Origin of the sequence: Streptomyces sp. NBC_00572, from assembly GCF_026341815.1 — a bacterium.
In the GTDB taxonomy this organism is placed as follows: Bacteria; Actinomycetota; Actinomycetes; order Streptomycetales; family Streptomycetaceae; genus Streptomyces.
Map to the genome: position 1 here is coordinate 1063791 of NZ_JAPENX010000001.1, position 26776 is coordinate 1090566.

Below are 26776 nucleotides of genomic sequence, written 5' to 3' on the forward strand. Positions count from 1 at the left end.
CGCGGGGATTCCCACGGGGGTTCAGGACTCGGCGCGCTCACTGATCGCGTCGGCGGCGCGACCGAGCAGGGCGGCGGCCTCCTCCAGGGAGAGGCCGCCGCCTTCGGCATGTGCCGCCTCGAACGCGTCCTCACCGAGCACGGACCGGGTCAGCTCCGTCGCCCGCGTCAGGTTCTCCGCTTCGAGCGGCGACAGCAGGTGTCCTGGCGGGGCCAGGCCCTCCCGGGCCCCGAGCAGCACCGCGCCGGTCCGCGCCCCCGGCCCGCCGAGACCGGCGAGCGCCCAGGCGGCCCCGGCCAGATGGACCGAGGGCATCTGCGGGGCGACCATCATCGAAAGGGCGCCCAGGGAGCGTTCGTACGCCTCCCTGTTGAGGGCGAGCGCGGAGGCGTACCTCTTGTCCACGTTGTCCAGCCAGCCCAGGCTGCCGAGGGTGAAGCCCTCGAAGATCGAGAGGGTCTCGGAACTGAACTCCTGTCGCAGCGTCTGCAGATGCTCCCGGGCCTCGGCGGTGCGCCCGCTGCGGCCCAGTGCCAGGCCGAGGAACAGCCGGGCGCCCAGCAGCGGTTCATGCCCCAGGTTGGTTCCGCCGTCGACGATCTCGCGGAGGATCGCCTCGCCCTCCTCGATCCGCCCGGTCTCGACGAGCACGCTCGCGTAGCGGGCCCGCAGCAGGGCCATCTGCGACTGGGCGCCGATCCGTTCCGCGTAGCCGATGGCGGCGGCGTAGTCCTCGGCCGCGCCTCCGAATTCGAGCCGACGCTCACGGGCCTCCGCGCGGGCGGACAGCGCCTCGGCCGCACCCCAGGCGTCACCGAGGCGTTCGAAGATCTCCAGACTCTCGTCGGCGTCGTTGCCGGCCTGGTCGGCCCAGTCGGCCCGGTTGGCGAGCATGTTGGCGCGCAGCTGGAGGGCGTTGCCGAGTTCCCAGTCGTAGCCGTGGTGGCGGCAGGCTTCGACGGTCGTGTCGAGCAGTTCGCGCAGCCGGCCCGCCTCGCCGATGAGGAGGACCGCGAAGACGGCGAAGGAGCCGGGCAGCCGGCAGGTCTGGGGCAGGCCGGGGGTGTAGACGGCGGTCATCTCACGAAGACGGCGCACGCCCTCCGGACTGGTCCACCGTCCGGTCTCGTGGTCCATGTTGAGCAGCTCGACGAGCCGCACCCCGCGCCGGGCCTCCCAGCGCTGCTCCTCGGAGAACGGTGGCGGCGTGGCCGTACACGGCTCGTGCAGCGGTACGACGGGGGCGGCGGGCGCCGCGAACGGGTCGGGCCCGAGGGCGGCGGCGGCCCGCGCCCAGTGCAGGGCGTCGGTTCTCAGGTCGCGCATCTGCCAGTACCAGAGCAGGGAGTGGACGAGGACGAGCGTCTCGTCCTCGTCGTGGGCGGCGACAGCCCGGCGCAGGGCGGTGCGGAGGTTGCCGTACTCGGCTCCGAGACGCGCCATCGCGGCGACCTGCCCGGCCCCGCGCAGTTCGGGGTCGGTGGTGCGGGCGAGTTCCCGGTAGTACGTGAGATGACGCCGCTCCGTCGCGGCCCGCTCCCCGGACTCCTCAAGACGCTCCCCCGCGTACTCCGCCACCGTCTCCAGCAACCGGAACCGCATCCCCTCACCGTCCCGCCCCGGCCCCGCCACCACCAACGACTTGTCCACCAGAGCACCCAGCAGGTCCAGCACCTCCGGACCACCACCGTCCGCACACACCGCCTCCGCCGCCGACAGATCCGCCCCGCCCGTGAACACCGCCAGCCGCCGCAGCACCGCCCGCTCCGGCCCCTCCAGCAAATCCCACGACCAGTCCACCACCGCCCGCAGAGTCTGCTGACGCGGCAACACCGTCCGCGCCCCCGACGTCAACAACCGGAACCGGTCGTCAAGACGCTCCGCGATCTGCCCCACCGACAACAACCGCAACCGCGCCGCCGCCAACTCGATCGCCAACGGCAACCCGTCCAGACGACGACACACCTCCTCCGCCGCCCCCACATCCTCCGCCACCACAAAACCCGGACGCGCCGCCCCACCCCGCTCCCCCAACAACCGCAACGCCATCCCCATCGACAACGGCCCCAACGGCCGCACCACCTCCCCCGGCACCCCCAACGGCTCCCGACTCGTCGCGAGAACCCGCAGGTCCGGGCAGCGGGTGAGCAGGGTCTCGGCGAGCTCGGCGGCGGCCGCCACGAGGTGCTCGCAGTTGTCGAGGAGCAGCAGCATCCGCCGCCCCGCGCAGTGCTCGACGAGCCGGGCGAGCGGATCGTCCCCGGCCCGCAGTTCCTCGGCTCCGGCGCCGCGCAGCACCGTTTCCCGGGCGCCGACGGCCGCGAGGACGGCCTCGACGACCGCCTCCGGGTCGGTGACGGCCGCGAGTTCGGCGACCCAGACGCCGTCCGGCCAGGCCCCGTCGGCGGCGCCGCGTTCGGCCGCCTCCTGGGAGAGCCGGGTCTTCCCGGCGCCCCCGGGCCCGAGCAGGGTGACGAGCCGGGCCGTGCGCAGGTCGTCCCGGAGGGCGGCGATCTCCTCGCCGCGCCCGACGAAGCTGGTGAGCCGCGCGCGCAGGTTGCCGCGGACGGGGGCCGTCCCGCCCTTCGCCGGAGCCTCCTCCTTCGCGTGCTTCGGGGCGGGAGTGCGCTCGGGCGTCCTCGGGCCCGCGAGCAGCTCCGCGTGGAGGGTGCGCAGGGCGGGCGACGGGTCCGTACCGAGGCGGTTGGCGAGCGCACGCCGGACGACCTCGTACGCGGCGAGGGCCTCGGCGGCGCGCCCGGTGTCCCGCAGGGCGCGGATCCGCAGCGCCTGGAGGGTCTCGTCCAGGGGGTGTGCGGCGCAGAGGGCGGTCAGTTCGGGGAGGGCCGTGGGTGCCTCGCCGAGTCCGAGGGCCGCGTCGAGCCTGGCCCGGCGGACGTCGAGACGGCGGGCCTCCCAACGGGGGGCCTCCGTGTCCCGGTCCGGCAGGTCGGCGAGGGCGGGCCCGCGCCAGAGCCCGAGAGCCTCGTCGAGGAGGGCGGCGGCACGCGCAGGGTCCCCGGCGCCGAGCGCGGCGACGCCTTCGGCGGCGAGCCGCTCGAAGCGGCGGGCGTCCACGTCCTCGGGCCGGGCGTCGAGCCGGTAGCCGCCCTCCGCGGAGACGATCCGGTCCCGGCCGAGGGCCTTGCGGAGCCGTCCGACGAGGGCCTGGAGCGCGGCGACCGCGTCGGCGGGCGGCTCGTCGCCGTGCCACACCTCGCCGACGAGATCCGGTACGGGCACGGTCCGGCCGGCCCGCAGGGCGAGGACGGTGAGCAGTGCGCGGACCCGCGGACCGCCGACGGCCACGTCGGAGCCGTCGGGCGTGCGGGCGAGGGTCGGGCCGAGGACGGAATAGTGCACGGGCCCATTCTCCGTGAGTGGGTCCCCGACTCCGGAACTCCCCCCGCCGCCCGGTACGTTTCCCGCACATCAGGCTCGCGCACCGGGCCCGTACGCCGGGCCCTGTCCGGACCCCGACAGTCCTCCGTCCTTTGGGAGCATCCGCGATGACCACGGCCACCACCCGGCGCCACGAGCGGCGGATCAGCCCCGTCTTCCTGGCGATCCTCGCCGTCATGGCCGTCACCGGCTGGGCGGTGTGGACGGACTTCGCCGCCTCGCCCGGCCTGGCGATCTTCCTCTTCGTGACCTCGGCGTGGGTGGTGTCGCTCTGTCTGCACGAGTACGCGCACGCCCGTACGGCGCTGCACGGCGGTGACATCACGGTCGGTGCGAAGGGCTATCTGACCCTGAACCCGCTCGCGTACACCCATGCCGTCCTCAGCATCATCCTGCCGGTGCTGTTCGTGATCATGGGCGGGATCGGTCTGCCGGGCGGCGCGGTCTTCATCGAGCAGGGCCGGATCAAGGGCCGCTGGAAGCACAGCCTGATCTCGGCGGCGGGCCCCCTGGCGAACGTGCTGTTCGCGCTCGTCTGCACGGCCCCGTTCTGGCTGGACGCGCTCGACGGCGTACCGCTCGCGTTCCAGTTCGCGCTGGCCTTCCTGGCGTTCCTCCAGGTGACCGCGGCGCTCCTGAACTTCCTGCCGGTGCCGGGCCTGGACGGGTACGGCGTGGTGGAGCCCTGGCTGTCGTACAAGGTGAAGCGGCAGATCGAGCCGTACGCGCCGTACGGCTTCTTCATCGTGATCGCGCTGCTGTTCGTGCCGGCGATCAACAACGGCTTCTTCGACGCGATCGACGCGCTGATGCGGTCGCTCGGGGTGCCGGAGCTCTCGCGCTACTGCGGCTCGCAGCTCTTCCGCTTCTGGCAGGACGCGCCCGAGTTCTGCCAGGTCTGAGCCCCCTAGGCCTCGACGGCGTCCGCCGCGGCGGCCTTGTCGAACTTCGCGCGGCGGATGTAGTACCAGGCCATGTTGGAGGACAGGCCGGCGAGCAGGACCCAGACGACGCCGAGGAAGCTGCCCTCGACGAAGGAGACGACGGCCGCGGCGACGGCGAGGGCGCAGACCACGAGGGCGTAGAGGGCGAGGCGGGGCATGGGGGTCGGCTCCTGTCCGGTTACGGCTGCTGTGCCCGTCCAGTGTCCCCCATGCGCACCGCCCTGCCGGGACCGGCTCGGACGTCCTGTCCCGAACCGGCCCGGACGTCCTGCCGGGGACCGGCTCAGACGTCGGTGACGCGGAGCCCGGCGTGGGCCTTGTAGCGGCGGTTGACCGAGATCAGGTTGGCGACGAGCGACTCGACCTGGTGGGCGTTGCGCAGCCGGCCGGCGAAGACACCGCGCATGCCGGGGATGCGGCCGGCGAGGGCCTGGACGAGCTCGACGTCGGCGCGCTCCTCGCCGAGGACCATCACGTCCGTGTCGATCTCCTCCAGGGAGGTGTCCTGGAGGAGGACGGCGGAGAGGTGGTGGAAGGCGGCGGCGACCCGGGAGTCCGGGAGGAGCGCGGCGGCCTGCTCGGCGGCGGAGCCCTCCTCGGGCTTGAGGGCGTAGGCGCCCTGCTTGTCGAAGCCGAGCGGGTTGACGCAGTCCACGACGAGCTTGCCGGCCAGGTCGTCACGCAGGGACTCCAGGGTCTTGGCGTGGCCGTCCCACGGCACGGCGACGATCACGATGTCGCTGCGGCGGGCGCACTCGGCGTTGTCGGCGCCCTCGACGCCGTGGCCGATCTCCTCGGCGGCCGCCTGGGCCCGGTCGGCGGCGCGCGAGCCGATGATCACCTTCTGGCCGGCCTTGGCGAGCCGGTAGGCGAGGCCGCGGCCCTGGTCGCCGGTACCGCCGAGGACACCGACGACGAGGCCGGAGACGTCGGGAAGGTCCCACGGATCCTTGGGCGCGGCCTTGGGGGCGGGGGTGCTGGGAGTCGAGGAAGTCATGGCCCCGACATTACCGACCGGTCGGGGCCGCCGGGGCCGCTCCCGTACGGGTGGATCCCCCGCAACCGGCCGCGCGCGGGCCGTGGTCTGGTGCAGGATGCGGGCCCATGGATGCCGTACGGGTCGCGTTGCTGCGGGAAGTGCTCGCCGGGACGGAGTGGCCGCGGGCGGCCCGCCGGTTCGCGGGCGCGCTCCGGTCCTCGGTCGTTCCGCACCGGGGCGGGCTGCTGCTGGTCGGCACGGAGGAATACGAGCCCTGGCACCTGGCGGCGCATCTGGTCGACGAGTCGGCCTGGTCGGGGATCCCGGAGCTGGCGCCGACGCTGGTACGGCACCGGGTGCGGCCGGGCGATCCGGCCCACCTGGCGGTCGGGCTGGGCCGGCTGGAGGTGGCGGGGCGGGGGGCGACGCTGCTGATGGTGGCACCGGAGCGGCCGGACGCGGGCGTGCTCCAGCGGGTCCACGACGCCCGGCGGGCGGGGGCGACGGTGCTGTCGCTCGACGGGGGCGACGAGGAGGTGCGGGGGCTCGCGCACGAGACGCTCACGGTGGCGGAGGGGGCGGAGGTGGACCTGGACACGATGCAGCACCTGGTGAGCGCGGCGGCCGGCGAGAACAGCCTGCCGTCACCGCGCGGAACCCGCCGCTTCCGCGACCGCCTCTCGGACCTCGCGGACCGCCTGACGGCACCGCCCCCGGCACGCTGGTAGCGAGGACGCCCCGGCGGGAGCCGACGGGCCCCGGCAGATGGGGGCAGGTCCTGGCACGGCAGGTCCTGGGCGCCCCCGGCCCCGCCCCGCCCCGCCCCGGCGGTAAATCGTTTGCCTCCGGCGGTGGGCCGCCGGAGCATGGCCCCTCGTGTCTCCTGCCCTCGCGAAGCTTTCCGCGCTCCTGCCCGATCCGGCGCCGTGGCGTGCCTCCCGTGACTTCCGGCTCCTGTGGATCCAGGGGCTCGTCACGTACTTCAGCAGCGCGATGGCGATGATCGCCCTGCCGCTGCAGATCAAGGACCTGACGGGTTCGCCGCTCGCCGTCGGCGCGATGGGCGCGGTCGAGCTGGTGCCGCTCGTGGTGTTCGGCCTGTACGGCGGGGCGCTCGCCGACGCGGTCGACCGGCGGAAGGTGATCCTCCTGACCGAGGCGGGTCTGGGTCTGTTCGCCGGGATCCTGCTGGTCAACGCACTGCTCCCGGACCCGATGCTCTGGCCGCTGTACGTGGTCGCGGCCGGTGTCTCGGCGCTCGCGGGGCTCCAGCGTCCGGCCCTGGACTCGCTCCTGGCCCGGATCGTGCCGCACGAGCACCAGACGGCGGCGGCCGCGCTGAACTCGCTGCGCTGGCAGATGGGCTCGATCGCGGGTCCGGCGCTCGCGGGCCTGGTTGTGGCGTTCGCGGGCCACGCTCCCGCGTACGGGGTGACGATCGTCGGCTTCGCCGCCTCGGTGCTGCTGTGCCGCCGGCTCTCCCCCGCGCCGCCCGCGCACGACGCGGAGAAGCCCTCGCTGCGGGGCATCGCGGAGGGCGCGCGGTACGCCTGGTCGCGGCCGGTGCTGCTCGGCACGTACGCGATCGACCTCGCGGCGATGTTCTTCGCCTTCCCGAACACGATCTTCCCGTTCCTCGCGGACGAGCTGGACGCGGACTGGTCGCTGGGCCTGATGTACGCGGCGGGTTCGGTCGGCTCCCTGGTGCTCGGGCTGACCAGCGGCTGGACGTCGAAGGTGCGCCGGCACGGGCTGCTCGTGGTCGGGGGCGCCGCGGGCTGGGGTCTGGCGATCGCGGCGGCCGGCTGGTTCGGGAACATCTGGCTGGTCCTGCTCTGTCTGGCCTTCGCCGGGGCCGGGGACATGCTGAGCGGTCTGGGCCGGGCGACCATCTGGAACCAGACGATCCCTGAGGAGCTGCGCGGCCGGCTGGCCGGCATCGAGGTGCTCTCCTACAGCGTCGGCCCGCAGCTGGGCCAGGTCAGGGCGGGCGCGATGGCGGGCTGGACCGGGACCCGGTCGGCCGTCTGGACGGGTGGTGTGGCCTGCGTCGCCTCGGTGGGCCTGCTCTGCCTCGCGCTGCCGAAGCTCCTCACGTACGACTCCGAGACCGACGAGGACTCGCTGCGCCGCAAGGCCCAGCAGGAGGCGGCACAGAAGGAGGCGGCCGGGACCGTGTGAGCGGTCCCGGCCGGGTCCCCGTGTCCAGGGCCGCTGGACAGGCCCCCGTCGGTTTCGGCCGTGCGGCAGCGTGCGTGCCGGCCCCGACGGGATTGGTCGGACCGGCCCTAGTCCGGGGGCTCCTGCGCCTCCGGCTTCCCCGCCTTGTCGTGCCAGCGCGGGTCGGTCTCCCACTCCAGGTTCCGCTCGCGGGCGGTCTCCATCGCGTGGGAGGCCTCCTCGCGGGTGGCGTACGGGCCGAAGCGGTTCTTGGCCGGGCACTCGGGGCCCTCTTCGACCTTCTTGTGCTCCAGGCAGTAGTACCACTCGCCCGGTTTGCCCACGGTGCGCTTCTTGAACAAAGCCATCGTCGTCGGCTCCTTCCTCCGAGACCATGCTGCCCCAGACCCGGTCGTTAGACTCGCTGGCATGTCTGGCCAGTCGCTTCTCGTACCGGGGGAGCTCTCCCCCCATCGTTCCGTTCCGGGCTCCATCCGCCGTCCCGAGTACGTCGGGAAGCCCGCCCCGACCCCGTACAGCGGGCCCGAGGTGCAGGACTCCGACACCGTCGAACGGATGCGGATCGCCGGCCGCATCGCCGCTCAGGCGATGGAGGAGGCCGCCAAGCACATCGCCCCGGGTGTCACCACCGACGAGCTCGACCGGGTCGCGCACGAGTTCATGTGCGACCACGGCGCCTACCCCTCGACCCTCGGCTACCGCGGGTTCCCGAAGTCGCTGTGCGCCTCGATCAACGAGGTCATCTGTCACGGCATCCCGGACTCCACCGTCCTGCGGGACGGCGACATCGTGAACCTCGACGTCACGGCGTACATCAACGGCGTCCACGGAGACAACAACGCCACCTACCTCTGCGGTGACGTCGACGAGGAGTCGCGACTCCTCGTCGAGCGGACCCGGGAGTCCCTGAACCGGGCCATCAAGGCGGTGAAGCCGGGCCGCCAGATCAACATCATCGGGCGGGTCATCGAGTCGTACGCCAAGCGCTTCGGCTACGGAGTCGTCCGCGACTTCACCGGGCACGGCATCAACTCGTCCTTCCACTCCGGCCTGATCGTCCCGCACTACGACTCGCCCCACCACACCACCGAGATCAAGACCGGCATGACCTTCACCATCGAGCCGATGCTGACGCTCGGCACCCACGACTACGACATGTGGGACGACGGCTGGACGGTCGTGACCAAGGACCGGAAGCGGACGGCGCAGTTCGAGCACACGCTCGTGGTGACGGAGACCGGGGCGGAAATCCTCACGCTCCCCTGACTCCCGCCGAATCCCACTGATCTCCCACGTTGGCCCGCGTGCTCAAGTGGGTAGCTCTTTTACCGACAGGACGTCGGGAACCAGTTGACTTAGGCAAGCCTAACTTGGCAGGATCGTCACTGGTTCCCGTCCCATCGGTCACGGAGGCACGCCTTGGACACGCCCTTCTCCACGCTCATCCGTACGGCTTCGCACGAGCAGCACACGGAGGCGGAGACGTCGTCCTTCATGGGCGACCTCCTGGGCGGACGCCTGGCAGTCGACGCCTACGCCCGCTACACCGAGCAGCTCTGGTTCGTGTACCGGGCCCTGGAGGACGGCGCGGAGGCGCTGCGCGAGGACCCGGTCGCCGGGCCCTTCATACAGACCGAGCTGTTCCGCACGACCGCCCTGGAGCAGGACCTCGCCCATCTGCGGGGCCCCGACTGGCGCGCCCGGGTCTCCCCGCTGCCCGCGACCGTCGCGTACGCCGAGCGGGTCGCCGAGTGCGCCCGTGACTGGCCCGCGGGGTACGTGGCCCACCACTACACGCGCTACCTGGGCGATCTGTCGGGCGGCCAGATCATCCGCGACAAGGCGGAGCGCACCTGGGGCTTCGCGCGCAAGGGCGACGGCGTCCGCTTCTACGTGTTCGACGCGATCTCCAACCCGGCCGCGTTCAAGCGGGGGTACCGGGAGCTGCTCGACGGGGTGAACGCCGACGACCTGGAGAAGCAGCGGATCGTCGACGAGTGCAAGCGCGCGTTCGCCTTCAACAGCGCGGTCTTCCACCAGCTGGGCGGGGAGTTCCCGCTGACCGCGTGAGACCTCCCGAAGGGGACCTCGGCGCGTGAGCCTTCCCGAAGGGGACCGTCACGCGCTCAGCGCGGGAGCGTTCCCTCCAGGCGGACCCGTCCGCCGAGTTCCACGATGCCGTCAGGGCCGGGGGCAGTGAGCAGCTGCGAACCCCGGCCCTGTGTGATGTTCAGGGCCCGTCCCAGCTCCGCCGTGAGCAGCAGGGCCGCCGCGCCGGTCGCCTCGTCCTCGTCGATGCCGTCGCCGCGACCCGGGAACGCCCGTGCCCTGACACGGCCCGCGGCCTCCTCCTCCCAGGCCCAGGCGTAGATCCACTCCCCCGGCTCGGGCACCTCCAGGGCGTCCACCTCGGCGGCGGAGCCGTACTGGCGCAGGGTCCGCGGCGGCGCCCACTCGGCGCGCGCCTCGATCCAGGTGAACTCCCCGTCGCCGCGCACCCACACCTCGCCCGCGGGCGGACAGATGACCTCCAGGTCGAGCAGCCAGGCGACGCCGACCAGCGGGTGTCCGGCGAACGGCAGCCGCAGCCCGGGGGTGTAGATGTCGACGATCCCGCGCTCCGGGTCGTCCACGAACACCGTCTCGCTGAAGCCGAGCTCCTTGGCGAGTGCCTGTCGGGAGGCCTCGTCGGGGTGGTCACGGGTGTCCCGTACGACTCCGAGGGCGTTGCCGTGCCGGCCGTCGCCCGCGCAGAAGACCCGGAGGACGTCGATATCGGGGCCGCCGCTGTGCTCGGTCGTGTTCATGGCGGAAATTGAACCATTTCACGATGCGCCGGCAGGGCCGCACCCGCGAATCGGGTGCGGCCCTGCCTTCTTTCGGGGGGGGTGGTGCGGGACGGTTCAGGACCTGTTCAGGACTCCATGGCCCGGCGGCGCACGGCGACGACGACGGCCGCGCCCGCGGCGGCGAGGGCGCCCGAGGCGCCGAGCAGGAGGCCGGTCGGGGCGCCCGGTCCGGTCGCGGCGAGCGCGCCGGAGCCGCCCACGGAGCCGCCGCCTCCGACCGTGCCGCCGCCTCCGACGGTTCCGCCGCCGCCCGTGGCGGACGAGCCGCCGGCCTCGCCGCCACCGGTGGAGCCGGAGCCGCCCGAGCCGCCGGTGGTCGAGGGGAGCGTGGCGTCCTCGTCGAGCGAGAGGGTCAGGGTCAGCGGGTCCATGGCGGTGCCGGTCGGGTAGCCGCCCTGGCCGCCGGGGGCGGAGAAGGTGGCGGAGCCGGCCGCCGTCAGCTTCGCCGGGACGTTCGCGAGGGTGACGACGCCGTCGTTCGCCGTCCAGTCGGACGTGGACAGGTCGAGGTCGGCGAAGGCCACGTCGTTCTCGGTGCCCCGGGCGCTGGTGACGTCGGCGGACAGGGTGCCGGTGGAGCCGGTCGCCTTCACCTTCACGTCGCCGATGGTCCAGTCGATGCCGTGCGCGGCGCAGACGAAGGCGAGCTTGCCGGAGAAGGCCGCCTCGGCCTTGCGGGCGTCGGCGTCGAGGTCGGCCTTGACGAAGCCGAACTCGTAGGCCGATCCCTGCTTCTTCGCCTCGCCGGAGGGGGTGACGGAGCCGCCGCACATCTCGCCGACGTACTTCTGCCAGCTCTGCTTCACACCCCACGTCAGTGTGCCGTTCACGACCCCGGACGGGGCGCCGGTCGGCGCCGTGGCGGTCGGGTCGGTCGTGGCGGGGGCGGTGGTGGCGGGGTCGGTGGGCTGCGTGCCGGTCGCGGTCGGGGCCGGGCTGGTGGGCGCGGTGACGGTCGGGGCGGGGCTGGTGGGCGCCGTGGTGGTCGGGGCGGTCGTCGGTGCCGTGGTGGTCGGGGCCGTGGTCGGCGGAGTGGTGGGGGGCGTGGTCGGCGGCGCCGTGGTCGGGGGCGCGGTGGTCGGCATGCCGCCCGCCTTCACCGTGAGGGTGGCGGCGTCGAGGTCGTCGCCCTCCTTGTAGAAGCCTGCGAACGCCGCCGCGCCGTCCTTCGTCAGCTTCGCCGGTATGTCCTTGAACGTCATGACGCCGCCCGCGCCCTGGCTCGGCCGGACGCCGGTCATGTCGAGCGCGGCGATGGCGATGTCCGAGCGGGTGGAGACGGAGCCGTCCTTCTCCTTGGTGACGACGTCGGCGGTGATCTCGCCGGTCGGCGCGGCCGTGCCCTTCGTCGACAGCCTGACGTCCGAGAACCGGATGTCGAGCGCGCCCTGGTGGGCCTCGAAGCGGACGCCGCCCTTGAAGGAGTTGGCGGTGGCGTGGGTGCCCGTGTCGTACGTGCCGGTGCCGTCCACGAAGGTGAAGACGCCGTTGTTCGCCGCCTGCTTGGCGCCTCCCTCAAGGGTGGTCTTCCCGTGGGCGAACCCTCCGGCCAGATAAGTGCGGAAGGACTGCTTGATGCCCCAGTCCAGCGTGCCGTCGCTCAGCGTCATCGAGGGCGCGGCATCGGCCGCGGCGGGCAGGGCGAGGGCGACGGCGCCCGTGCCGAGGGCGGCTGCCGTGGCGACGGCGGCGGCCAGGGTGACGGAACGGTGGCGCGAGGGGGTGGCCATGACGGGGTTCTCCTAGAGGGACTTGGGGCGCAAGGGGGGGCGAGACGCAAGGGGTGCGCACGGGGGGTTTCAGGCCGAGGGGGTACGGGTGGGAGTACTGCCGCTACGGCCACGGCGTACGGCGACGAAGACCGCGAGTGCGGCGGCGAGCAGCACGCCCGCCCCGATCGCGACGTACAGCCCGGTGGGGGACGAGGAGGGTTCGGAGGCCGCCGCGGGTGCGGGTGCGGCGGACGCGGAAGGAGTCGTGGGCGCCGCGGGGGTGGGCTTCGCGTCGCTGCCGAGATCAGGGAGCGCGGGCAGTTGGGCCTTGGTGCCGACGGCGACGGCCAGGGACACCGGGTCCATCGCGGTCCCGGCCTTGTACATCCCGCCGAAGGCCTTGGCGCCGCCCTCGGTGAGGGTGGCGGGGGCCTCGATGACGGCGGCGAGGCCGTTCTTCGGGGTGAGGTCGCGGGCGGTGAAGGTGACGAGGGGGACGGCCTTCTCGGTCCGGCCCGCGCTGGTGACATCGGCGCCGAGGGTGCCGGTTCCGCCGCTCACCTTCACGGTGACCTTTCCGAGGGTGAGGTCGAGGTGGGCGCCGGTGAAGCGGACGCTGCCCGCGAAGGCGGCGTCGAGGGTGCCGTTCCTCGGGTCGTACGTGCCCTTGCCGTCGGGGAAGCGGAAGAGCGCGCCGCCGTCCTGGGCGCCGTCGGCGAGGGTCCACTCGCCCTGGGAGACGGCTCCGGTGACGTACTCGCGGAAGGTGCGGCGCACGCCCCAGTCGACGGCGGCGGCGCGGAGGTTTCCGGCGGCCGGGGCCGACGGTGACGAACTCGCGGTGGCGGAAGGCGTCTTGGAAGGGCCGCCGGTGGGCTCGGTGGTGGGCGTGGCGCTCGGTGTGGCCTTCCGCGGCGAGCGGACGTCGACGGTGAGGCTGACGGGGTCGAGCGAGGTACCGGCCGGGTAGTAGCCGGCGAAGGCGGTGGCGCCCTGGGCGGTGAGCCTGGCGGGCACGCCGGCGAGCGAGACGGGGCTGCCTCCGCCGCGCATGTCGATCCCGCCGACGTCGAGCGTGGCGAGCGGCACCCGGGAGGAGACGGTCGTCCGGCCGCTGCCCTTGGCCTTGCTCGCCATGTCGGCGTAGAGGGTTCCCCTTCCGCCGTGGATCCGGATCCGGGGGCGGCTGATGGTGAGGTCCAGCTCGTTGCTGCCGTCCGCCTTGCGGTGGCCGGTGAAGTGGACGCCGCCGGAGAAGGCGGCTTCGAAGGCGCCGGTCTCCGGGTCGTACGAGCCCTGCGCGGAGTGGAACCGGAACTGGCTGCCGCCGACCGTGGCGGCTCCGCCGGTGAGGCCCCAATCGCCTTGGGCGATGGGACCGGTGACATAGCTCTGGAAGGAGGACTTGATGCCCCAGTCGAGCCGTCCGCCCTGCACCGTGCGGCTCTCCGCGTGGGCGGCGCCGGCCGGGACGAGGGCGGCGAGCAGGGCCGCGAACAGGGTCACGGCGAGCGCGCGGGCGGGTCTGGACAGCAGCATGGAACCCCTCCGAGGGCTAGCAAGTGAGGTAAGGCTAACCTAAGCTACATCCAGCCTCGGCCGGAATCCTCCCGGCGCGAAGCCGATGGACCAGAACCACGGCAGTACGAAGCGGAACGAACGACAGGACGGTGTCCGGTGCGCAGAACTCGCCTCGCGGGAGCGCTGACAGCAGTGCTCGCCCTCGCCCTCATGGCGACCGGCTGCGGTGACGGAGGCGGAAGCGGAACCGGGGTCGGCCCGGCGAGCGCGTCCACCGCAACCCCCGACCGGGTCGAGCCGCTCGCCGACCCGGTCGGGCCCCGGCTCCCCGTCACCGTCCCCTCCGCCGACGGCCGCACGGTCACCGTCACCTCCACCGACCGGATCGTGCCGCTCAGCGGCTCCCTCAGCGAGATCGTCTTCACCCTCGGCCTCGGCACGAAGGTCGTCGCCCGGGACATCACCGCCACCTTCGAACAGGCCGGGAAACTCCCGGTGGTGACCCGCGCCCACGACGTCTCCGCCGAGAGCGTGCTCTCCCTCAGGCCCACCCTCGTCCTCGCCGAGGGCACCACAGGACCGGCCGAGGCCATCGCCCAGATCCGGGACGCGGGCATCCCGCTCGTCGTCGTGAAGCCCGCGAAGGCACTCGCCGACGTCGGCACCCGCATCGACGCGGTCGCCGCGGCCCTCGGCGTACGGAAGTCCGGGGCCGCGCTCAGGAAGCGCACCCAGGAGCGGATCGACACCGCGCGGAAGGAGATTCCGGCCCGCGAGGAGAAGCCGCGGGTGGCCTTCCTGTACGTGCGCGGCACGGCCGCCGTCTATCTGCTCGGCGGGGCCGAGTCGGGCGCGAGCTCGCTCCTCGAAGCCGCCGGGGCGATCGACGCGGGCAAGGAGTCCGGCCTGACCAAGGACTTCACCCCGATCACCAGCGAGGCCCTGGCGAAGGCCGCACCCGACGCGATCCTCGTCATGAGCAAGGGACTCGACTCGGTCGGCGGGATCGACGGCCTGGTGAAGATCCCCGGCGTCGCCGAGACCCCGGCCGGCGCCGACCGCCGGGTCGTCACCGTCGACGACGGCGTCCTCCTCAACTACGGCCCGCGCACCGACCGGGTACTGAAGTCCCTGGTCGGCCAGTTGTACGGGGAGAACCAGTGACGGCGCTCCAGGAGACCCCGCCGGCCCTCGGCAAGGACCCTTCGCCGCAGGCACCTCCCGTCGCACGGCCTCGTACCGCCGCCCTCCTCACCGCCGGCCTCCTCGGCGTCCTGCTCCTCCTCGCCCTGCTCTCCGCCGGGATCGGGGCGTACGAGATCCCGCTCGGTGACGTCCTCGCCTCCGTGCAGCACCGGATCGGGCTCGGCGGGCACGCCCTCGACCGCACGGCCGAGAGCGTCCTGTGGAACATCCGGCTCCCCCGGGTCGTCCTCGCCGTCCTCGTCGGCGCCTCGCTCGGCTGCGCGGGCGCCCTCATGCAGGGCGTGTTCGGCAATCCGCTCGCGGAGCCGGGCGTCATCGGCATCTCGGCGGGCGCGGCCGTCGGCGCGGTCGGCGCGATCGCGCTCGGGCTCACCTTCCTCGGCAACTGGACGGTGACGGTCTGCGCGTTCGCCGCCGGGCTCGCGACCGTGCTCCTCGTGTACGCGATGTCCCGCTCCGGCGGCCGTACGGAGGTGGTGACCCTGATCCTCACCGGTATCGCGGTGAACGCCTTCGCGGGCGCGCTCATCGGCCTCTTCATCTTCTTCGCCGACAACGCGCAGGTCACCCAGATCACCTTCTGGCAGCTCGGCTCGCTCGCCCAGGCCACCTGGCCCAAGGTCCTCGCCGTACTGCCGTGCGCGCTCCTCGGCCTCGCCGTCGCCCCCTTCTACGCCCGCCGGCTCGACCTGCTCGCCCTCGGCGAGCGGCCCGCCCGCCATCTGGGCGTGGACGTGGAGCGGCTGCGGGTCGCCCTGATCCTGGTGGTGGCACTGCTCACGGCGGCGGCGGTCGCGGTGGCCGGGATCATCACCTTCGTCGGTCTGCTCGTCCCGCATCTGCTGCGAATGGCGAACGGTCCCGGCCACCGCTTCCTGGTGCCGGGCAGCGCGCTCGGCGGCGCGGTCGTCCTCACGGCCGGCGACCTCGCGGCCCGTACGGTCGCGGCCCCGGCCGAACTTCCCCTGGGCGTCCTCACCGCCCTCCTCGGCAGCCCGTTCTTCTTCTGGCTGCTGCGCAGGACCCGTCGCAGGCAAGGTGGTTGGGCATGACATCCGTACGCCTCCGGGGACTGCTCCCCGCACTCGCACACCGGCGCACGCGCGCAATGCCCTCCCCCGCCGCGCCCGGCGATCCGGTCGCCGAGGCCGTCGGCGTGCGGGTCGAGCGCGGCGGCCGGGCCGTGCTCGACGGGGTCGGAATCGAGGTGCGGGCCGGAGAGGTGCTCGCCCTGGTGGGGCCCAACGGGGCCGGCAAGTCGACGCTGCTCGCCGCGCTCGCCGCCGATCTCGCGCCGAGCGCCGGAGAGGTACGGATCGGGGGTCGGCCGGCGGCCGGCTGGACGCCCGGTGAACTGGCCCTGCGGCGGGCGGTGCTGCCGCAGGACGCGGCCCTCTCCTTCCCCTTCGCCGTCGCCGACGTGGTGCGGATGGGCCGGGCCCCGTGGGCGGGGACCGAGCGGGAGGAGGAGGACGAGGCGGCCGTCGCCGGGGCGATGGCGGTCACGGAGGTCGGGGCCTTCGCCGAGCGCCCGTTCTCCGCGCTGTCGGGAGGCGAGCGGGCCCGGGTCGCGCTGGCCCGGGTCCTGGCCCAGCGAACCGGTCTCCTGCTGCTCGACGAACCGACGGCCGCCCTCGACCTGCGCCACCAGGAACTGGTCCTGCGGGTCTGCCGGGAGCGCGCGGCGGCCGGGGACGCGGTGGTGGTCGTCCTGCACGACCTCGGGCTCGCGGCGGCCCACGCGGACCGGGTCGGGGTGCTGCACGAGGGCCGGATCGCGGTGGCGGGGCCGCCTTCGGACGTCCTCGAAGCGGAATTGCTGAGCCGGGTCTACCGGCAGCCGGTGGAGGTGTTCCCGCACCCGCGGACCGGCGTCCCCCTGGTCGTACCCAGGCGTACTTACGAGTAAGGGGAATGCGGACAATTCCCCCTCCTTGACCCGCCCTTGACCATCCCATGAGAACCCCATGGAGCCCCTGTGATCCCGCCGTGTCCGGTCCGCCGGACCTGAGAGCTGAATCACTGGACGGCCGGGCATGGCTGAGGTAAGCCTCGGTTAAGTTAGGTCCGCCTCAGTCCCCGTCCCCGCGTTTCTGGAGTCCCCATGCGAGCCGTTCGCCTCTCCGTCGTCACCGCCGCAGCGACCGCTGCGGCCCTGGCCGCCGTCACGGGCTGCACCGAGAAGAGCGACGCCAAGGCGGACGACGGCACGGTCACCGTCGTTGCCAAGGACGACTCCTGCGAGGTCTCGAAGAAGGCGTTCCCGGCCGGTCACCTGAAGCTGGCCGTCGAGAACCGCGGCTCCAAGGTCACCGAGGTCTACGTCCTCTACCCGGACGACCGCATCGTCACCGAGCGCGAGAACATCGGCCCCGGCACCAAGGCCACCATCACCGCCGAGATCAAGGCCGGCGACTACGCCATCGCCTGCAAGCCCGGCATGGTCGGCGACGGCATCCGCCAGGAGGTCAAGGCCACCGGCGGCGCCGCGGGCGCCAAGCGCTCCCCCGAGATGGACGCGGCCGTCGCCGCCTACCGCCAGTACGTCCAGGCGCAGGCCGACGCGACCCTCCCCAAGGTGAAGGTCTTCACCGACGCCGTCCGCGCCGGTGACATCGAGGCCGCCAAGAAGGCCTACGCCGAGTCCCGCATCGGCTGGGAGCGCACCGAGCCGGTCGCCGAGTCCTTCGGCGACCTCGACCCCAAGGTCGACGTACGCGAGGACGGCCTGGAGGCCGGCCAGGACCCGGCGAAGGACTGGACCGGCTGGCACCGCCTGGAGAAGGCCCTCTGGAAGGACAAGAAGCTCGGAGCCGCCGAGAAGACCCTCGCCGACACCCTCGACAAGGACCTCGCGGACTGGGTGAAGCGGGTCGGCAAGGCCGAGATCACCCCGACCTCGATGGCCAACGGCGCCAAGGAGCTCCTCGACGAGGTCGCCACCGGCAAGGTCACCGGCGAGGAGGAGCGTTACTCCCACACCGACCTCGTCGACTTCAAGGCCAACGTCGAGGGCGCGCAGAAGTCCTTCGACCTGCTCCGGCCGGTCGCCACGAAGAACGACCCGAAGCTCGTCGCCGAACTGGACAAGCAGTTCGCCGCGCTGAACGCGCTGCTCGACAAGTACCGCACGGACAAGAGCAGCTACGTCTTCACCTCGTACGACAAGGTCACCCCGGCCCAGCGCAAGGAGCTGTCGGACGGCGTCAACGCGCTGGCCGAGCCGCTCTCCAAGCTCGCTGCCGCCGTCGTCAAGTAACCAGTAGCGAGAGACGGGGACGCGAAGATGTCCGAGGAGATCCAGGAGACCCAGGGAACGACGTCGGCGGACGAGACCGCCGCGCCGTCCCGCCGCAAGGTCATCGGCTGGGGCGGTGCCGGGCTCGCGCTCGGTGCCGCCACCGTCGGCGGCGGCGTCGCGCTGAGCCGGGACGGGGACACCCCCGTGCCGGTCGCCGACAGCGGCTCGGCCGTGCCGTTCCACGGCCCGCACCAGGCCGGTATCGCCACCGCGGTCCAGGACCGGCTGCACTTCGCCGCCTTCGACGTGAAGACGAAGGACCGCGCCGAGCTGGTCCAGCTGCTCAAGGACTGGACGCGGGCCGCCGAGCGCATGACGGCCGGCGCCGAGGTCGGCGAGGGCGCGTACGGTGGCCTTCCGGAGGCCCCGCCGGACGACACCGGCGAGGCCCTCGGCCTCAAGCCCTCCCGTCTCACCCTCACGATCGGCTTCGGCCCCTCGCTCTTCGACGGGCGTTTCGGGCTGAAGGACAAGCGGCCCGGGGCCTTGGTGGAGCTGCCCAAGTTCCCGGGCGACAACCTGGATCCGGTGTGCAGCGGCGGCGACCTGTGCGTGCAGGCGTGCGCGGACGACCCGCAGGTCGCCGTGCACGCCATCCGGAACCTGGCGCGGATCGGCTTCGGCAAGGTCGCGGTGCGCTGGTCGCAGCTGGGCTTCGGCAAGACGTCCTCGACGACCCCCGACGCCCAGACCCCCCGTAACCTCTTCGGCTTCAAGGACGGCACCCGCAACATCGCGGGCACCGAGACCGAGCGGCTCGCGAAGCACGTGTGGGTCTCCGGCAAGGACGCCGAGGGCGCCGCGGCCTGGCTGGACGGCGGCTCGTACCTCGTCGCCCGCCGCATCCGGATGAACGTCGAGACCTGGGACCGCACCCCGCTCGCCGAGCAGGAGGACATCTTCGGCCGCGACAAGCGCGAGGGTGCGCCCGCCGGCAAGGCCAAGGAGCACGACGAGCCGTTCCTGAAGGCGATGAAGCCGGACTCGCACGTCCGGCTCGCCCACCCGGACAGCAACGCCGGGGCGACGATCCTGCGGCGCGGCTACTCCTTCACCGACGGCACGGACGGACTCGGGCGCCTGGAGGCGGGCCTGTTCTTCCTGGCGTACCAGAAGGACGTCCGGACCGGCTTCATCCCGGTGCAGACCTCCCTGTCGCGGGCCGACGTCCTCAACGAGTACATCCAGCACGTGGGTTCGGCGCTGTTCGCGATCCCGCCGGGCGTCCGGGACAAGGACGACTGGTGGGGCCGGGCGCTGTTCGCGTGACGCTCCACGTAACCCCGGGAGGGAACCGGCGTGTTCGGTAACTATCTGATCGGCCTGCGCGAGGGCCTTGAGGCCAGCCTGGTCGTCTGCATCCTCATCGCCTATCTGGTGAAGACCGGCCGGCGGGACGCGCTGAAGCCGATCTGGATCGGCATCGGCGTGGCCGTCGGCGTGGCCCTCGCCTTCGGCGCCGGTCTCGAATTCGGCTCCCAGGAGCTGACCTTCGAGGCACAGGAACTGCTCGGCGGCTCGCTGTCGATCGTCGCGGTCGTCCTGGTGACCTGGATGGTCTTCTGGATGCGGCGCACGGCCCGGCACCTCAAGGCCGAGCTGCACGGCAAGCTGGACGCGGCCCTTCAGATGGGCACCGGCGCGCTGGTCGCCACCGCCTTCCTGGCGGTGGGCCGCGAGGGCCTGGAGACGGCGCTGTTCGTGTGGGCGTCGGTCCGGGCCTCCTCGGACGGCACGTTCGCGCCGCTGGCCGGTGTCCTCCTCGGGCTGCTCACCGCCGTGCTCCTCGGCTGGCTGTTCTACCGGGGCGCGCTGAGGATCAACCTGGCGAAGTTCTTCACCTGGACCGGCGGGATGCTGGTCGTGGTGGCGGCGGGCGTCCTCGCGTACGGCGTGCACGACCTCCAGGAGGCCCGCTTCCTCGACGGCCTCGCGAACAAGGCCTTCGACATCTCGGCGACGATCCCGCCGGACAGCTGGTACGGCACGCTCCTCAAGGGCGTCTTCAACTTCCAGCCGAACCCGACGGTCCTTCAGGTCACGGTGTGGGCGCTGTATCTGGTCCCGACGCTCGCGCTGTTCCTGGCCCCGATAGGGTCGGGTCCGTCCGTGCGGGTGAAGAAGCAGAAGGCGACCGATGAGAAGGCTGACGCTGAGGCGAGCGCCGAGACGACCGCTTGAGCGGCTGTCGGCACGACGGTCCACCAGACCCGCGCGACCCGCGCGGCTCCTCGCCGCGACGGCGGCGGCGACCGTCCTGGCACTGACGGCGAGCGGCTGCGTGACGGTGCACGGCGAACTCGCGCTGATGCCGCCGGCCACGCAGGCCGAGGCGGCGCAGGCCCTCGCCGATTTCACGAGCGCCTACAACAAGGCCGACAAGGCCCACGACCCGGCCCTGGACGCGGGCCGGGTCACCGGCCCGCTCGGGGAGATCAACCAGGCGGGTCTGCGCGCGCGTGCGGTCACCGCCCCCGGCGGCAACCCGAACCACCAGCCCCTCGAACTGACGGACGCGCGCTTCGTGCTGCCCCGCAAGGCGGGCTGGCCGCGCTGGTTCCTCGCGGACACGGACTCCAACCGGGACACCGACGAGGGCCGCGGCGACCAGCGCTGGCTCCTGGTCTTCGTGCGCAACGGGCCCCAGCAGCTGTGGGAGGTGGCCCACCTGGTGGTCACCAGCCCGTCCGCGGTGCCCGAGTTCGCCGAGGAGGACGGGTACGCGGTGCCGGTCGCCGCGGACACCGACGCGCTCGCGGTCGCGCCCGAGGACCTCGGCAAGGAGTACGTCTCGTTCCTGAAGGACGGGCAGCCGGGGCCGTACACGACGGGGGCGCACACGACGCTCCTGCGGGAGGAGCGGCAGAAGGGCGCCAAGCGGCCGGGGCTCGCCACCCAGTACCTCGACCGGGTCACGGACCAGGGCGACTTCGCTCCCCTCGGGCTGCGGACGAAGGACGGCGGCGCGTTCGTCTTCTTCGCGACGCGGTTCTTCGAACGGCAGACGGCGGCGCCCGGCTACCGGCCCAAGGTCGGCCCCGACGTCAAGGCGCTGCTGACCGGCGAGGTCAAGAACACCGTCACCAAGGAGTGGGTGTCCAACCAGGCGGCCCTGGTGAAGCCGGCGGGCACGGACCGCGACGGCGTCACGATCAAGGCCCGACTCCAGGGCGTGGTGGGCGCGCAGGGCTCGTAGCAGCCTTCGCCCGGGCACGGTCGGAACCTCGTGCAGGCCTGGCCGGAGCCTCGAACGCGCCTGGGTCGGAACCTCGTGCAGGCCTGGCCAGCGTCTCGAACGCGCCTGGGTCGAAGCCTCGTGCAGGCCCCGCCCGATCCTCGTACGGCCCTGGTCCCGCCCCGGTGGTCAGCGGGTCAGGGGCCAGGCGATCTCGTGGGCCGTGTGCTCGCCGTCGCCCTCCGCCTCGCGCGCGGCCGCGTGGCGGGCGCAGGCGTCCTGGAGGGTCTCCAGGAGGTTCAGCGGGTCGGGCAGCGGGTGCTCGGGGCCGCGGAGCCAGGCGACGACCGGATGGGCGCTCTCGTCCCCGGGGAGCCGGGCGGGCGGTACGAGGACGTAGCTGCCGCGGCAGTGCCAGCGGAGCCCCGGGTGCTCGTCCATGGTCTCGGGGTGGCAGTCGAGCTCACACGGCCACCACTCGTCCTCGTCCTCGGGGGTGCCGCGAGTGGCGGTGAAGAAGAGCATCCGCCCGCCGACCGTGTCGACGTCGGCGGACTCGGCGACGGGCCCGACCTCGACGCCCTCGGCGAGGAGGCGCTCCAGGGCGGCGCGGCCGGCGGCGAGCGGTACGTCGAGGACGTCGTGGACCATGCCGGTGGCGGTGACGAAGTTCGCCTCGGGCTCGTTGCGGGCCCAGCGCTCGATCTGGGCGCGATCGGTGGTCGACTGCGTCTGCCAGGCGAAGGAGACGGGGTGCCGGGCGGGGGTGGGACAGCCGATCCGCTCACAGGAACAGCTGTAGCCGACGGGGTACGCGGCGGGGGCGAGGGGCAGCCCTGCGGCGGCGACGGCCAGGAGCAGCTTCTCGCGGTCGTTCTCGTCGTCGGCCGCGGTGCGTTTCGGGCGCCTGCGCAGCCACTGCGCGAGTTTGCTCTCCGTGCCGCGGTAGCGGCCGATCCCGTCGCCCATCTATCCCCTCACACCTCATGCTCGCCCGTTCGGCTCTGCCCATGGTCCCACCATCCTGCGCCTCAGGTGACCGGAGTGTGGAACCGGGGTGCCGATCCGGTGTGCGGAAACGTCGCGGAGAGGTCGCGGAGACGTTTCAGCCGCGCGGTGCGAGGCCGCGCAGGGCCAGGTCGACGAGGCTGTCGGCGTAGGCGTGGGTCAGCGGCAGGGTGCGGTGGAGCCAGCGGTGGTGGAGCGGACCGACGAGGAGTTCCAGGGCGATGCGGGGGTCGATGTCGGGGTCGACGTGGCCCGCGGCCTGGGCGGCCTCGATGCGGCGGGCGTAGTACGCGAGCTGGGGTTCGAGCAGCGCCTCGGTGAAGCGGGCGCCCAGCTCGGGGTCGACGATGCCCTCGGCGGCGAGGGCGCGGGTGGGGGCGTCGAAGGCGGGGTTGTTCATCTCGTCGACGGTGGCGCGCAGGACGTACTTGAGGTCGGCGGCGAGGTCCCCGGTGTCGGGGATCTCACTGTCGGCGTCTCCGCCGAGCGCTTCGTTGGCCTGCGCGGCGAGGTCGAGGAAGGCGTCGAGGAGGACGGCCGCCTTGGAGGGCCACCAGCGGTAGATGGTCTGCTTGCCGACGCCGGCGCGGGCGGCGATGCCCTCGATGGTGGTCTTCGCGTATCCGGTCTCGGAGACGAGGGCGAGGGCGGCGTCGAAGATGGCGCGGCGGGAGCGTTCGCTGCGGCGGGAGGCGTCGGGGGCCTTGGTCTCGGACATGGCTCCAACCTAGCAGCACGCGAGACGCCGCGTCTCGCCATGGGTGGCCCGGTGCGACCGGGCGGGGCCGGGTGCGCCCGCGTGCGAACCACCCGAACGGTCCACTGCGCGCGGGGCCCGGAAGGCGGACCATGGGGTCCACCGATCCGGCGGATCTTTCCGGCGCCTCGGTCTTCGCTTTCCGTCCGCCCGTCCGTGAGGAGCCCTCATTGCGCACCACTCCGCGCACGTCCTCGCCCCGCCGTTATCTGATGTGCCCACCCACGCACTTCAAGGTGACGTACTCCATCAACCCCTGGATGGACCCCACGAAACCGGTCGACCTGCCGCTCGCCCTCGCCCAGTGGGAGGACCTGCGCGACCGCTACCGCGCGCTCGGCCACAGCGTCGAGCTCCTCGACCCGGACCCGGCGCTGCCGGACATGGTCTTCGCGGCGAACGGCGCGACCGTCGTCGAGGGCCGGGTCCTCGGCGCCAAGTTCGCCCACGCCGAGCGCGCGGCCGAGGCCGGGGCGCACGTGTCCTGGTTCCGCGGAAACGGTTGGGCAGAGGACGCGGTACGGGTCCCGGACCACGTCAACGAGGGCGAGGGCGACTTCGCCGTCACCGCCTCCTGGATCCTCGCCGGGCGCGGTTTCCGCTCCAGCCCGCTCTCCCACGACGAGGCGCAGGAGTTCTTCGGCCGCCCGGTGATCGGCCTGGAGCTGGTGGACCCGCGGTACTACCACCTGGACACGGCGCTCTGCGTCCTGGACGACGCGGCCGACGAGGTCATGTACTACCCGGACGCCTTCTCCCCCGGCAGTCGCGCGGTGCTCGCCCGGCTCTTCCCCGACGCCCTGATCGCGACGGACACGGACGCGGCGGCCCTCGGCCTGAACGCGGTGAGCGACGGCCTGCACGTCCTCCTCCCGCAGGCGGCGGTGGACCTCTTCGACCCCCTGCGCCGACGCGGCTTCGAACCGATCGGCATGGACCTGGGCGAACTCCTCAAGGGCGGCGGCAGCGTGAAGTGCTGCACCCAGGAGCTGCGTCCCTAGGGGGTGGGCGGCCACGGGGGCCGACGGCCCTGAACCGCCTCCGTAAAGTGCCCCTCCTGGTCTGCGGAAACGTGACTGCGGGGGGCATTTGCGGTGGGTACGCACGGCAGGTCCCGGCCTACGACCGCAGCGCCCCGTTCACCCTGCGCAGGAGTGCCCCCGACGGCGAGGCCTGCGGCCCCGTCGTCTGGCAGGCCGGAGTCCGCGCCGACCCCGTACGCGGTCCGGTCTCCCCCGTCCGACCGGGGCGGAAGGTCAGTCCTGGTCCTCCGGCGGCCAGGAGTCGCCCCACTCGGCGTCACGGGCCTGCTTGTAGAGCGAGCCGTGGCGCTTGGTGACCGTGTCGCGGCCGAGGCCGTCCGGGCCGCACAGGTCGAGGAGGACCAGGCCCTTGCGGATCTGCGGCCTGCGGGTGATGCGGGAGGCCGCCGGCGCCGGCGGGAACCGGGTCGCCGCCACATAGCTGTACTTCTCGTCCTCGTACGGCAGCGAACCGCCCTTCACCTGCCGGTGCAGCGAGGAGCGGCTGACCCGCGCCGAGAAGTGGCACCAGTCGGTGCCCGGTTCGATCGGGCAGGCCCCGCTGTGCGGGCAGGGCGCGGCGACCGTGAACCCGGCCTCGATCAGCAGGGTGCGGGCCGCGATGATCCGCTCGTAGCCGTCGGGGGTGCCGGGCTCGACGATCACCACGGTCTGCGCGACGCGCGCCACCTCGGTCACCAGCGCCGTCCGGTCGGCCTCGGTCAGCTCCTTGAGGACGTACGAGACGGTGACGAGGTCCGTGTCCGCGAGCCGCAGCGCGCCGCCGATCCGGGCCGTGCGCCATTCGGCATCCAGGTTCCCGGCGGCGAGTTCGCGCCCGAGGGCGAGGGCGGGCTCCGCCCAGTCCAGGACGGTGGTGCGGGGCGGCTGCTCCTCCCAGGCCTCGGCGACGGCCCAGGTCGCCGCACCCGTACCGCCGCCGACGTCGGTGTGGGTACGCGGCTCCCAGTCGGGTGCGGCCGCGCGCAGGGCGTCGAGGACGCCCCGTACCGCCTCGAAGGTCGCCGGCATCCGGTACGCGGCGTACGCGGCGACGTCGGAGCGGTCGCGCAGCACGGGGGCGTCCGTCGGGGTGGTCCCCCGGTAGTTGGCGATCAGCCGCTCGACGGCCTGGGCGGCCTGCTTGGGCGGCAGCCCGTCGAGGAGCCCGGCGAGGGCGGCGCGCAGGGAGTCGGCGGAGGGAGCGGAGACGTTCACCGAGACAGTCTAGGCGGCGGGCACGGGGGCCTCGGCAGGCCTCGGGACCACCGGACCGGAGGGCCGCCCGGGCGGCAGCCCCGCCTTCCCCGGCGCGACCCGTCAGACACCCCCTAAATCCCCGTGGCCGCCTTCGCCGCGTTCGTAGCCCTGGTCGTCTGCCACGGCCTGCACAGGCCCAGGAAGCAGGCCAGGGCCAGGACGGCGCAGGTCAGCTGGACGACCGCCATCGGGACGGCGGTGTGTTCGCCGGCGATGCCGACGAGCGGGGAGGCGACGGCGCCGACGAGGAACGACGTCGTGCCGAGCAGGGCGGACGCGGACCCGGCGGCGTGCGGGGTGCGCATCAGGGCCTGGGCGTTGGTGTTCGGCATGGCGAGGCCCATCGCGGACATCAGGACGAAGAGTCCGGCCGCGATCGGCACGAGCCCGACCTCTCCGAAGACGCCGCTGGTCATGAGGAGCAGCGCGAGCGAGGAGACGAGGATGGTCCCGAGGCCCCAGCCGAGCGCCTTGTCGAGGCTGACGCGGCCGACGAGCAGTTTGCCGTTGATCTGGCCGACGGCGACGAGTCCGATCGAGTTGAGGCCGAAGAGCAGGCTGAAGGTCTGCGGCGAGGCCCCGTAGATCTCCTGCACGACGAACGGCGACGCCGATATGTAGGCGAAGAGGGCGGCGAACGCGAGCCCGCCGGTCAGCATGTACCCGGCGAAGACCCGGTCGGTGAGCAGGCCCTTCATGGTGCGCAGGGCCTGACCGACCCCGCCCTCGTGCCGGCGCTCGGGCGGCAGCGTCTCGGCGAGGAAGCGCCAGACGACGAGGGTGAGGAGGATGCCGATGACGGTGAGGACGTAGAAGACGCCCCGCCAGTCGGTGATCCGCAGGATCTGGCCGCCGATGAGGGGCGCGATGATCGGGGCGACGCCGGAGATCAGCATCAGAGTGGAGAAGAACCGGGCCATCTCCACGCCGTCGTACAGGTCGCGGACGACCGCGCGGGCGATGACGATGCCGGCGGCGCCGGCGAGGCCCTGGAGCAGCCGGAAGCCGATGAGCGTCTCGGCGGTGGGGGCGAGGGCGCAGACGGCGGTGGCGAGGACGTACACGATCATGCCGATGAGCAGCGGGCGGCGTCGGCCCCACTTGTCGCTCATGGGGCCGACGACGAGCTGGCCGAGGGCCATGCCGGCGAGGCAGGCGGTGAGGGTGAGCTGGACGGTGGCGGCGGGGGCGTTCAGCGCGCCGGTGACCTCCGGCAGGGCCGGGAGGTACATGTCCATGGAGAGCGGGGGCAGGGCGGTCAGCCCACCCAGGACGAGGGTGACGAGCAGCCCGGTCCGCCGGGTGGCGGTGACGGCCGGGGCGCTTTCGGTTATGTGTCCTTGTGTTGTTTTCTGGCCGCTCTCCGGCATCAACCGCTCCATTTCGTTGAATCCTTGCCTATGCTCTCAGCTCGATCGGCATGGTCGAGACCTCTGTGGGACGGATGGGACGGGTGGGG

24 protein-coding genes are annotated in these 26776 nt (G+C 73.0%); 13 read left to right on the forward strand and 11 right to left on the reverse strand.

Features of this window, described 5'->3' with window-relative positions; translation table 11 throughout:
• Positions 1-21: 21 nt before the first annotated feature.
• Positions 22-3363 carry a BTAD domain-containing putative transcriptional regulator gene (locus OG514_RS04875; RefSeq protein WP_266891200.1) on the reverse strand — a complete coding sequence of 1114 codons (3342 nt, stop codon included), beginning with the start codon at positions 3361-3363 and terminating at the stop codon, positions 22-24.
• A 146-nt stretch (positions 3364-3509) separates the two neighbouring features.
• Between OG514_RS04875 and OG514_RS04880 the strand changes: the two genes are divergently transcribed.
• A complete protein-coding gene (locus tag OG514_RS04880) occupies positions 3510-4304 on the forward strand; it encodes a site-2 protease family protein (protein WP_266891202.1) in 795 nt (264 codons plus the stop codon).
• A 5-nt stretch (positions 4305-4309) separates the two neighbouring features.
• Here OG514_RS04880 and OG514_RS04885 read toward each other — a convergent pair whose 3' ends face one another.
• Both OG514_RS04885 and npdG read right to left on the reverse strand, forming a co-directional pair.
• Positions 4310-4504, reverse strand: a complete 195-nt coding sequence (locus tag OG514_RS04885; RefSeq protein ID WP_266891204.1) for a hypothetical protein — start codon at positions 4502-4504, stop codon at positions 4310-4312.
• 125 nt (positions 4505-4629) lie between these two features.
• Positions 4630-5343, reverse strand: coding sequence for an NADPH-dependent F420 reductase (npdG, locus tag OG514_RS04890; RefSeq protein ID WP_266891206.1), 714 nt, complete (start codon positions 5341-5343; stop codon positions 4630-4632).
• A gap of 107 nt (positions 5344-5450) precedes the next feature.
• On the opposite strand from npdG, the gene OG514_RS04895 reads away from it, so the two are divergent.
• Positions 5451-6053, forward strand: a complete 603-nt coding sequence (locus tag OG514_RS04895) for a hypothetical protein (protein ID WP_266891208.1) — start codon at positions 5451-5453, stop codon at positions 6051-6053.
• Positions 6054-6201: 148 nt separating this feature from the next.
• Positions 6202-7506 (forward strand): MFS transporter, encoded by a 1305-nt coding sequence (locus OG514_RS04900; protein WP_266891210.1) that lies wholly within the window; start codon positions 6202-6204, stop codon positions 7504-7506.
• A gap of 107 nt (positions 7507-7613) precedes the next feature.
• Here OG514_RS04900 and OG514_RS04905 read toward each other — a convergent pair whose 3' ends face one another.
• The gene (locus OG514_RS04905; RefSeq protein ID WP_266891212.1) at positions 7614-7853 is read right to left on the reverse strand and encodes a hypothetical protein; all 240 of its coding nucleotides are present in this window, start codon (positions 7851-7853) and stop codon (positions 7614-7616) included.
• A gap of 61 nt (positions 7854-7914) precedes the next feature.
• On the opposite strand from OG514_RS04905, the gene map reads away from it, so the two are divergent.
• Entirely contained in the window at positions 7915-8772 is an 858-nt protein-coding gene (gene map, locus OG514_RS04910; RefSeq protein WP_266891214.1) for a type I methionyl aminopeptidase, read from the forward strand.
• Positions 8773-8925: 153 nt separating this feature from the next.
• A complete protein-coding gene (locus tag OG514_RS04915; RefSeq protein WP_266891216.1) occupies positions 8926-9576 on the forward strand; it encodes a heme oxygenase (biliverdin-producing) in 651 nt (216 codons plus the stop codon).
• A gap of 56 nt (positions 9577-9632) precedes the next feature.
• On the opposite strand, the gene OG514_RS04920 is transcribed toward OG514_RS04915, so the two are convergent.
• From OG514_RS04920 to OG514_RS04930, 3 genes are all read right to left on the reverse strand, one after another.
• Entirely contained in the window at positions 9633-10313 is a 681-nt protein-coding gene (locus OG514_RS04920; protein WP_266891218.1) for a PhzF family phenazine biosynthesis protein, read from the reverse strand.
• A 107-nt stretch (positions 10314-10420) separates the two neighbouring features.
• A complete protein-coding gene (locus tag OG514_RS04925; RefSeq protein ID WP_266891220.1) occupies positions 10421-12085 on the reverse strand; it encodes an HtaA domain-containing protein in 1665 nt (554 codons plus the stop codon).
• Between the two features lie 69 nt (positions 12086-12154).
• Positions 12155-13606 (reverse strand): HtaA domain-containing protein, encoded by a 1452-nt coding sequence (locus OG514_RS04930; protein WP_266891222.1) that lies wholly within the window; start codon positions 13604-13606, stop codon positions 12155-12157.
• Positions 13607-13798: 192 nt separating this feature from the next.
• Between OG514_RS04930 and OG514_RS04935 the strand changes: the two genes are divergently transcribed.
• The 7 genes from OG514_RS04935 to OG514_RS04965 all read left to right on the forward strand — a co-directional run bounded on the left by OG514_RS04935 (position 13799) and on the right by OG514_RS04965 (position 21291).
• Positions 13799-14752 carry a hemin ABC transporter substrate-binding protein gene (locus tag OG514_RS04935; protein WP_266900746.1) on the forward strand — a complete coding sequence of 318 codons (954 nt, stop codon included), beginning with the start codon at positions 13799-13801 and terminating at the stop codon, positions 14750-14752.
• Entirely contained in the window at positions 14749-15846 is a 1098-nt protein-coding gene (locus tag OG514_RS04940) for an iron ABC transporter permease (RefSeq protein WP_266891224.1), read from the forward strand. Before OG514_RS04935 ends, OG514_RS04940 begins: the two co-directional genes overlap by 4 nt.
• A complete protein-coding gene (locus OG514_RS04945) occupies positions 15843-16703 on the forward strand; it encodes a heme ABC transporter ATP-binding protein (RefSeq protein WP_266891226.1) in 861 nt (286 codons plus the stop codon). Before OG514_RS04940 ends, OG514_RS04945 begins: the two co-directional genes overlap by 4 nt.
• A 195-nt stretch (positions 16704-16898) precedes the next feature.
• Complete coding sequence (gene efeO / locus OG514_RS04950; protein WP_266891228.1) at positions 16899-18053, forward strand: iron uptake system protein EfeO; 1155 nt, start codon at positions 16899-16901, stop codon at positions 18051-18053.
• 27 nt (positions 18054-18080) lie between these two features.
• Positions 18081-19364 (forward strand): iron uptake transporter deferrochelatase/peroxidase subunit, encoded by a 1284-nt coding sequence (gene efeB, locus OG514_RS04955; RefSeq protein WP_266891230.1) that lies wholly within the window; start codon positions 18081-18083, stop codon positions 19362-19364.
• 30 nt (positions 19365-19394) lie between these two features.
• Positions 19395-20276 (forward strand): iron uptake transporter permease EfeU, encoded by an 882-nt coding sequence (efeU, locus tag OG514_RS04960; protein WP_266891232.1) that lies wholly within the window; start codon positions 19395-19397, stop codon positions 20274-20276.
• Positions 20233-21291: a hypothetical protein gene (locus tag OG514_RS04965; protein ID WP_266891234.1), complete on the forward strand. Its 1059-nt coding sequence runs from the start codon at positions 20233-20235 to the stop codon at positions 21289-21291. Before efeU ends, OG514_RS04965 begins: the two co-directional genes overlap by 44 nt.
• 168 nt (positions 21292-21459) lie before the next feature.
• Here OG514_RS04965 and OG514_RS04970 read toward each other — a convergent pair whose 3' ends face one another.
• Both OG514_RS04970 and OG514_RS04975 read right to left on the reverse strand, forming a co-directional pair.
• Entirely contained in the window at positions 21460-22239 is a 780-nt protein-coding gene (locus tag OG514_RS04970; protein ID WP_266891236.1) for a bifunctional DNA primase/polymerase, read from the reverse strand.
• A 136-nt stretch (positions 22240-22375) separates the two neighbouring features.
• On the reverse strand, positions 22376-22996 hold the full coding sequence (locus OG514_RS04975) for a TetR/AcrR family transcriptional regulator (protein ID WP_266891238.1): 621 nt from the start codon (positions 22994-22996) through the stop codon (positions 22376-22378).
• Positions 22997-23205: 209 nt separating this feature from the next.
• Between OG514_RS04975 and ddaH the strand changes: the two genes are divergently transcribed.
• The gene (ddaH, locus tag OG514_RS04980) at positions 23206-24036 is read left to right on the forward strand and encodes a dimethylargininase (RefSeq protein WP_353962702.1); all 831 of its coding nucleotides are present in this window, start codon (positions 23206-23208) and stop codon (positions 24034-24036) included.
• Positions 24037-24291: 255 nt separating this feature from the next.
• On the opposite strand, the gene OG514_RS04985 is transcribed toward ddaH, so the two are convergent.
• Both OG514_RS04985 and OG514_RS04990 read right to left on the reverse strand, forming a co-directional pair.
• Positions 24292-25275: a small ribosomal subunit Rsm22 family protein gene (locus tag OG514_RS04985; RefSeq protein WP_266891240.1), complete on the reverse strand. Its 984-nt coding sequence runs from the start codon at positions 25273-25275 to the stop codon at positions 24292-24294.
• 113 nt (positions 25276-25388) lie between these two features.
• Positions 25389-26699, reverse strand: a complete 1311-nt coding sequence (locus tag OG514_RS04990) for a Bcr/CflA family multidrug efflux MFS transporter (protein ID WP_266891242.1) — start codon at positions 26697-26699, stop codon at positions 25389-25391.
• Positions 26700-26776: the final 77 nt, after the last annotated feature.

Excerpts from the sequence above, each read along its gene's own strand:
- map (WP_266891214.1), top strand. The coding sequence starts at position 7,915 with ATGTCTGGCCAGTCGCTTCTCGTACCGGGGGAGCTCTCCCCCCATCGT.
- OG514_RS04945 (WP_266891226.1), top strand. The coding sequence starts at position 15,843 with ATGACATCCGTACGCCTCCGGGGACTGCTCCCCGCACTCGCACACCGG.
- OG514_RS04880 (WP_266891202.1), top strand. The coding sequence starts at position 3,510 with ATGACCACGGCCACCACCCGGCGCCACGAGCGGCGGATCAGCCCCGTC.
- OG514_RS04905 (WP_266891212.1), bottom strand. The coding sequence starts at position 7,853 with ATGGCTTTGTTCAAGAAGCGCACCGTGGGCAAACCGGGCGAGTGGTAC.
- OG514_RS04965 (WP_266891234.1), top strand. The coding sequence starts at position 20,233 with ATGAGAAGGCTGACGCTGAGGCGAGCGCCGAGACGACCGCTTGAGCGG.
- OG514_RS04990 (WP_266891242.1), bottom strand. The coding sequence starts at position 26,699 with ATGGAGCGGTTGATGCCGGAGAGCGGCCAGAAAACAACACAAGGACAC.
- OG514_RS04930 (WP_266891222.1), bottom strand. The coding sequence starts at position 13,606 with ATGCTGCTGTCCAGACCCGCCCGCGCGCTCGCCGTGACCCTGTTCGCG.
- OG514_RS04970 (WP_266891236.1), bottom strand. The coding sequence starts at position 22,239 with ATGGGCGACGGGATCGGCCGCTACCGCGGCACGGAGAGCAAACTCGCG.
- OG514_RS04925 (WP_266891220.1), bottom strand. The coding sequence starts at position 12,085 with ATGGCCACCCCCTCGCGCCACCGTTCCGTCACCCTGGCCGCCGCCGTC.
- OG514_RS04975 (WP_266891238.1), bottom strand. The coding sequence starts at position 22,996 with ATGTCCGAGACCAAGGCCCCCGACGCCTCCCGCCGCAGCGAACGCTCC.
- OG514_RS04935 (WP_266900746.1), top strand. The coding sequence starts at position 13,799 with ATGGCGACCGGCTGCGGTGACGGAGGCGGAAGCGGAACCGGGGTCGGC.
- OG514_RS04895 (WP_266891208.1), top strand. The coding sequence starts at position 5,451 with ATGGATGCCGTACGGGTCGCGTTGCTGCGGGAAGTGCTCGCCGGGACG.
- npdG (WP_266891206.1), bottom strand. The coding sequence starts at position 5,343 with ATGACTTCCTCGACTCCCAGCACCCCCGCCCCCAAGGCCGCGCCCAAG.
- efeO (WP_266891228.1), top strand. The coding sequence starts at position 16,899 with ATGCGAGCCGTTCGCCTCTCCGTCGTCACCGCCGCAGCGACCGCTGCG.
- OG514_RS04920 (WP_266891218.1), bottom strand. The coding sequence starts at position 10,313 with ATGAACACGACCGAGCACAGCGGCGGCCCCGATATCGACGTCCTCCGG.
- efeB (WP_266891230.1), top strand. The coding sequence starts at position 18,081 with ATGTCCGAGGAGATCCAGGAGACCCAGGGAACGACGTCGGCGGACGAG.
- OG514_RS04885 (WP_266891204.1), bottom strand. The coding sequence starts at position 4,504 with ATGCCCCGCCTCGCCCTCTACGCCCTCGTGGTCTGCGCCCTCGCCGTC.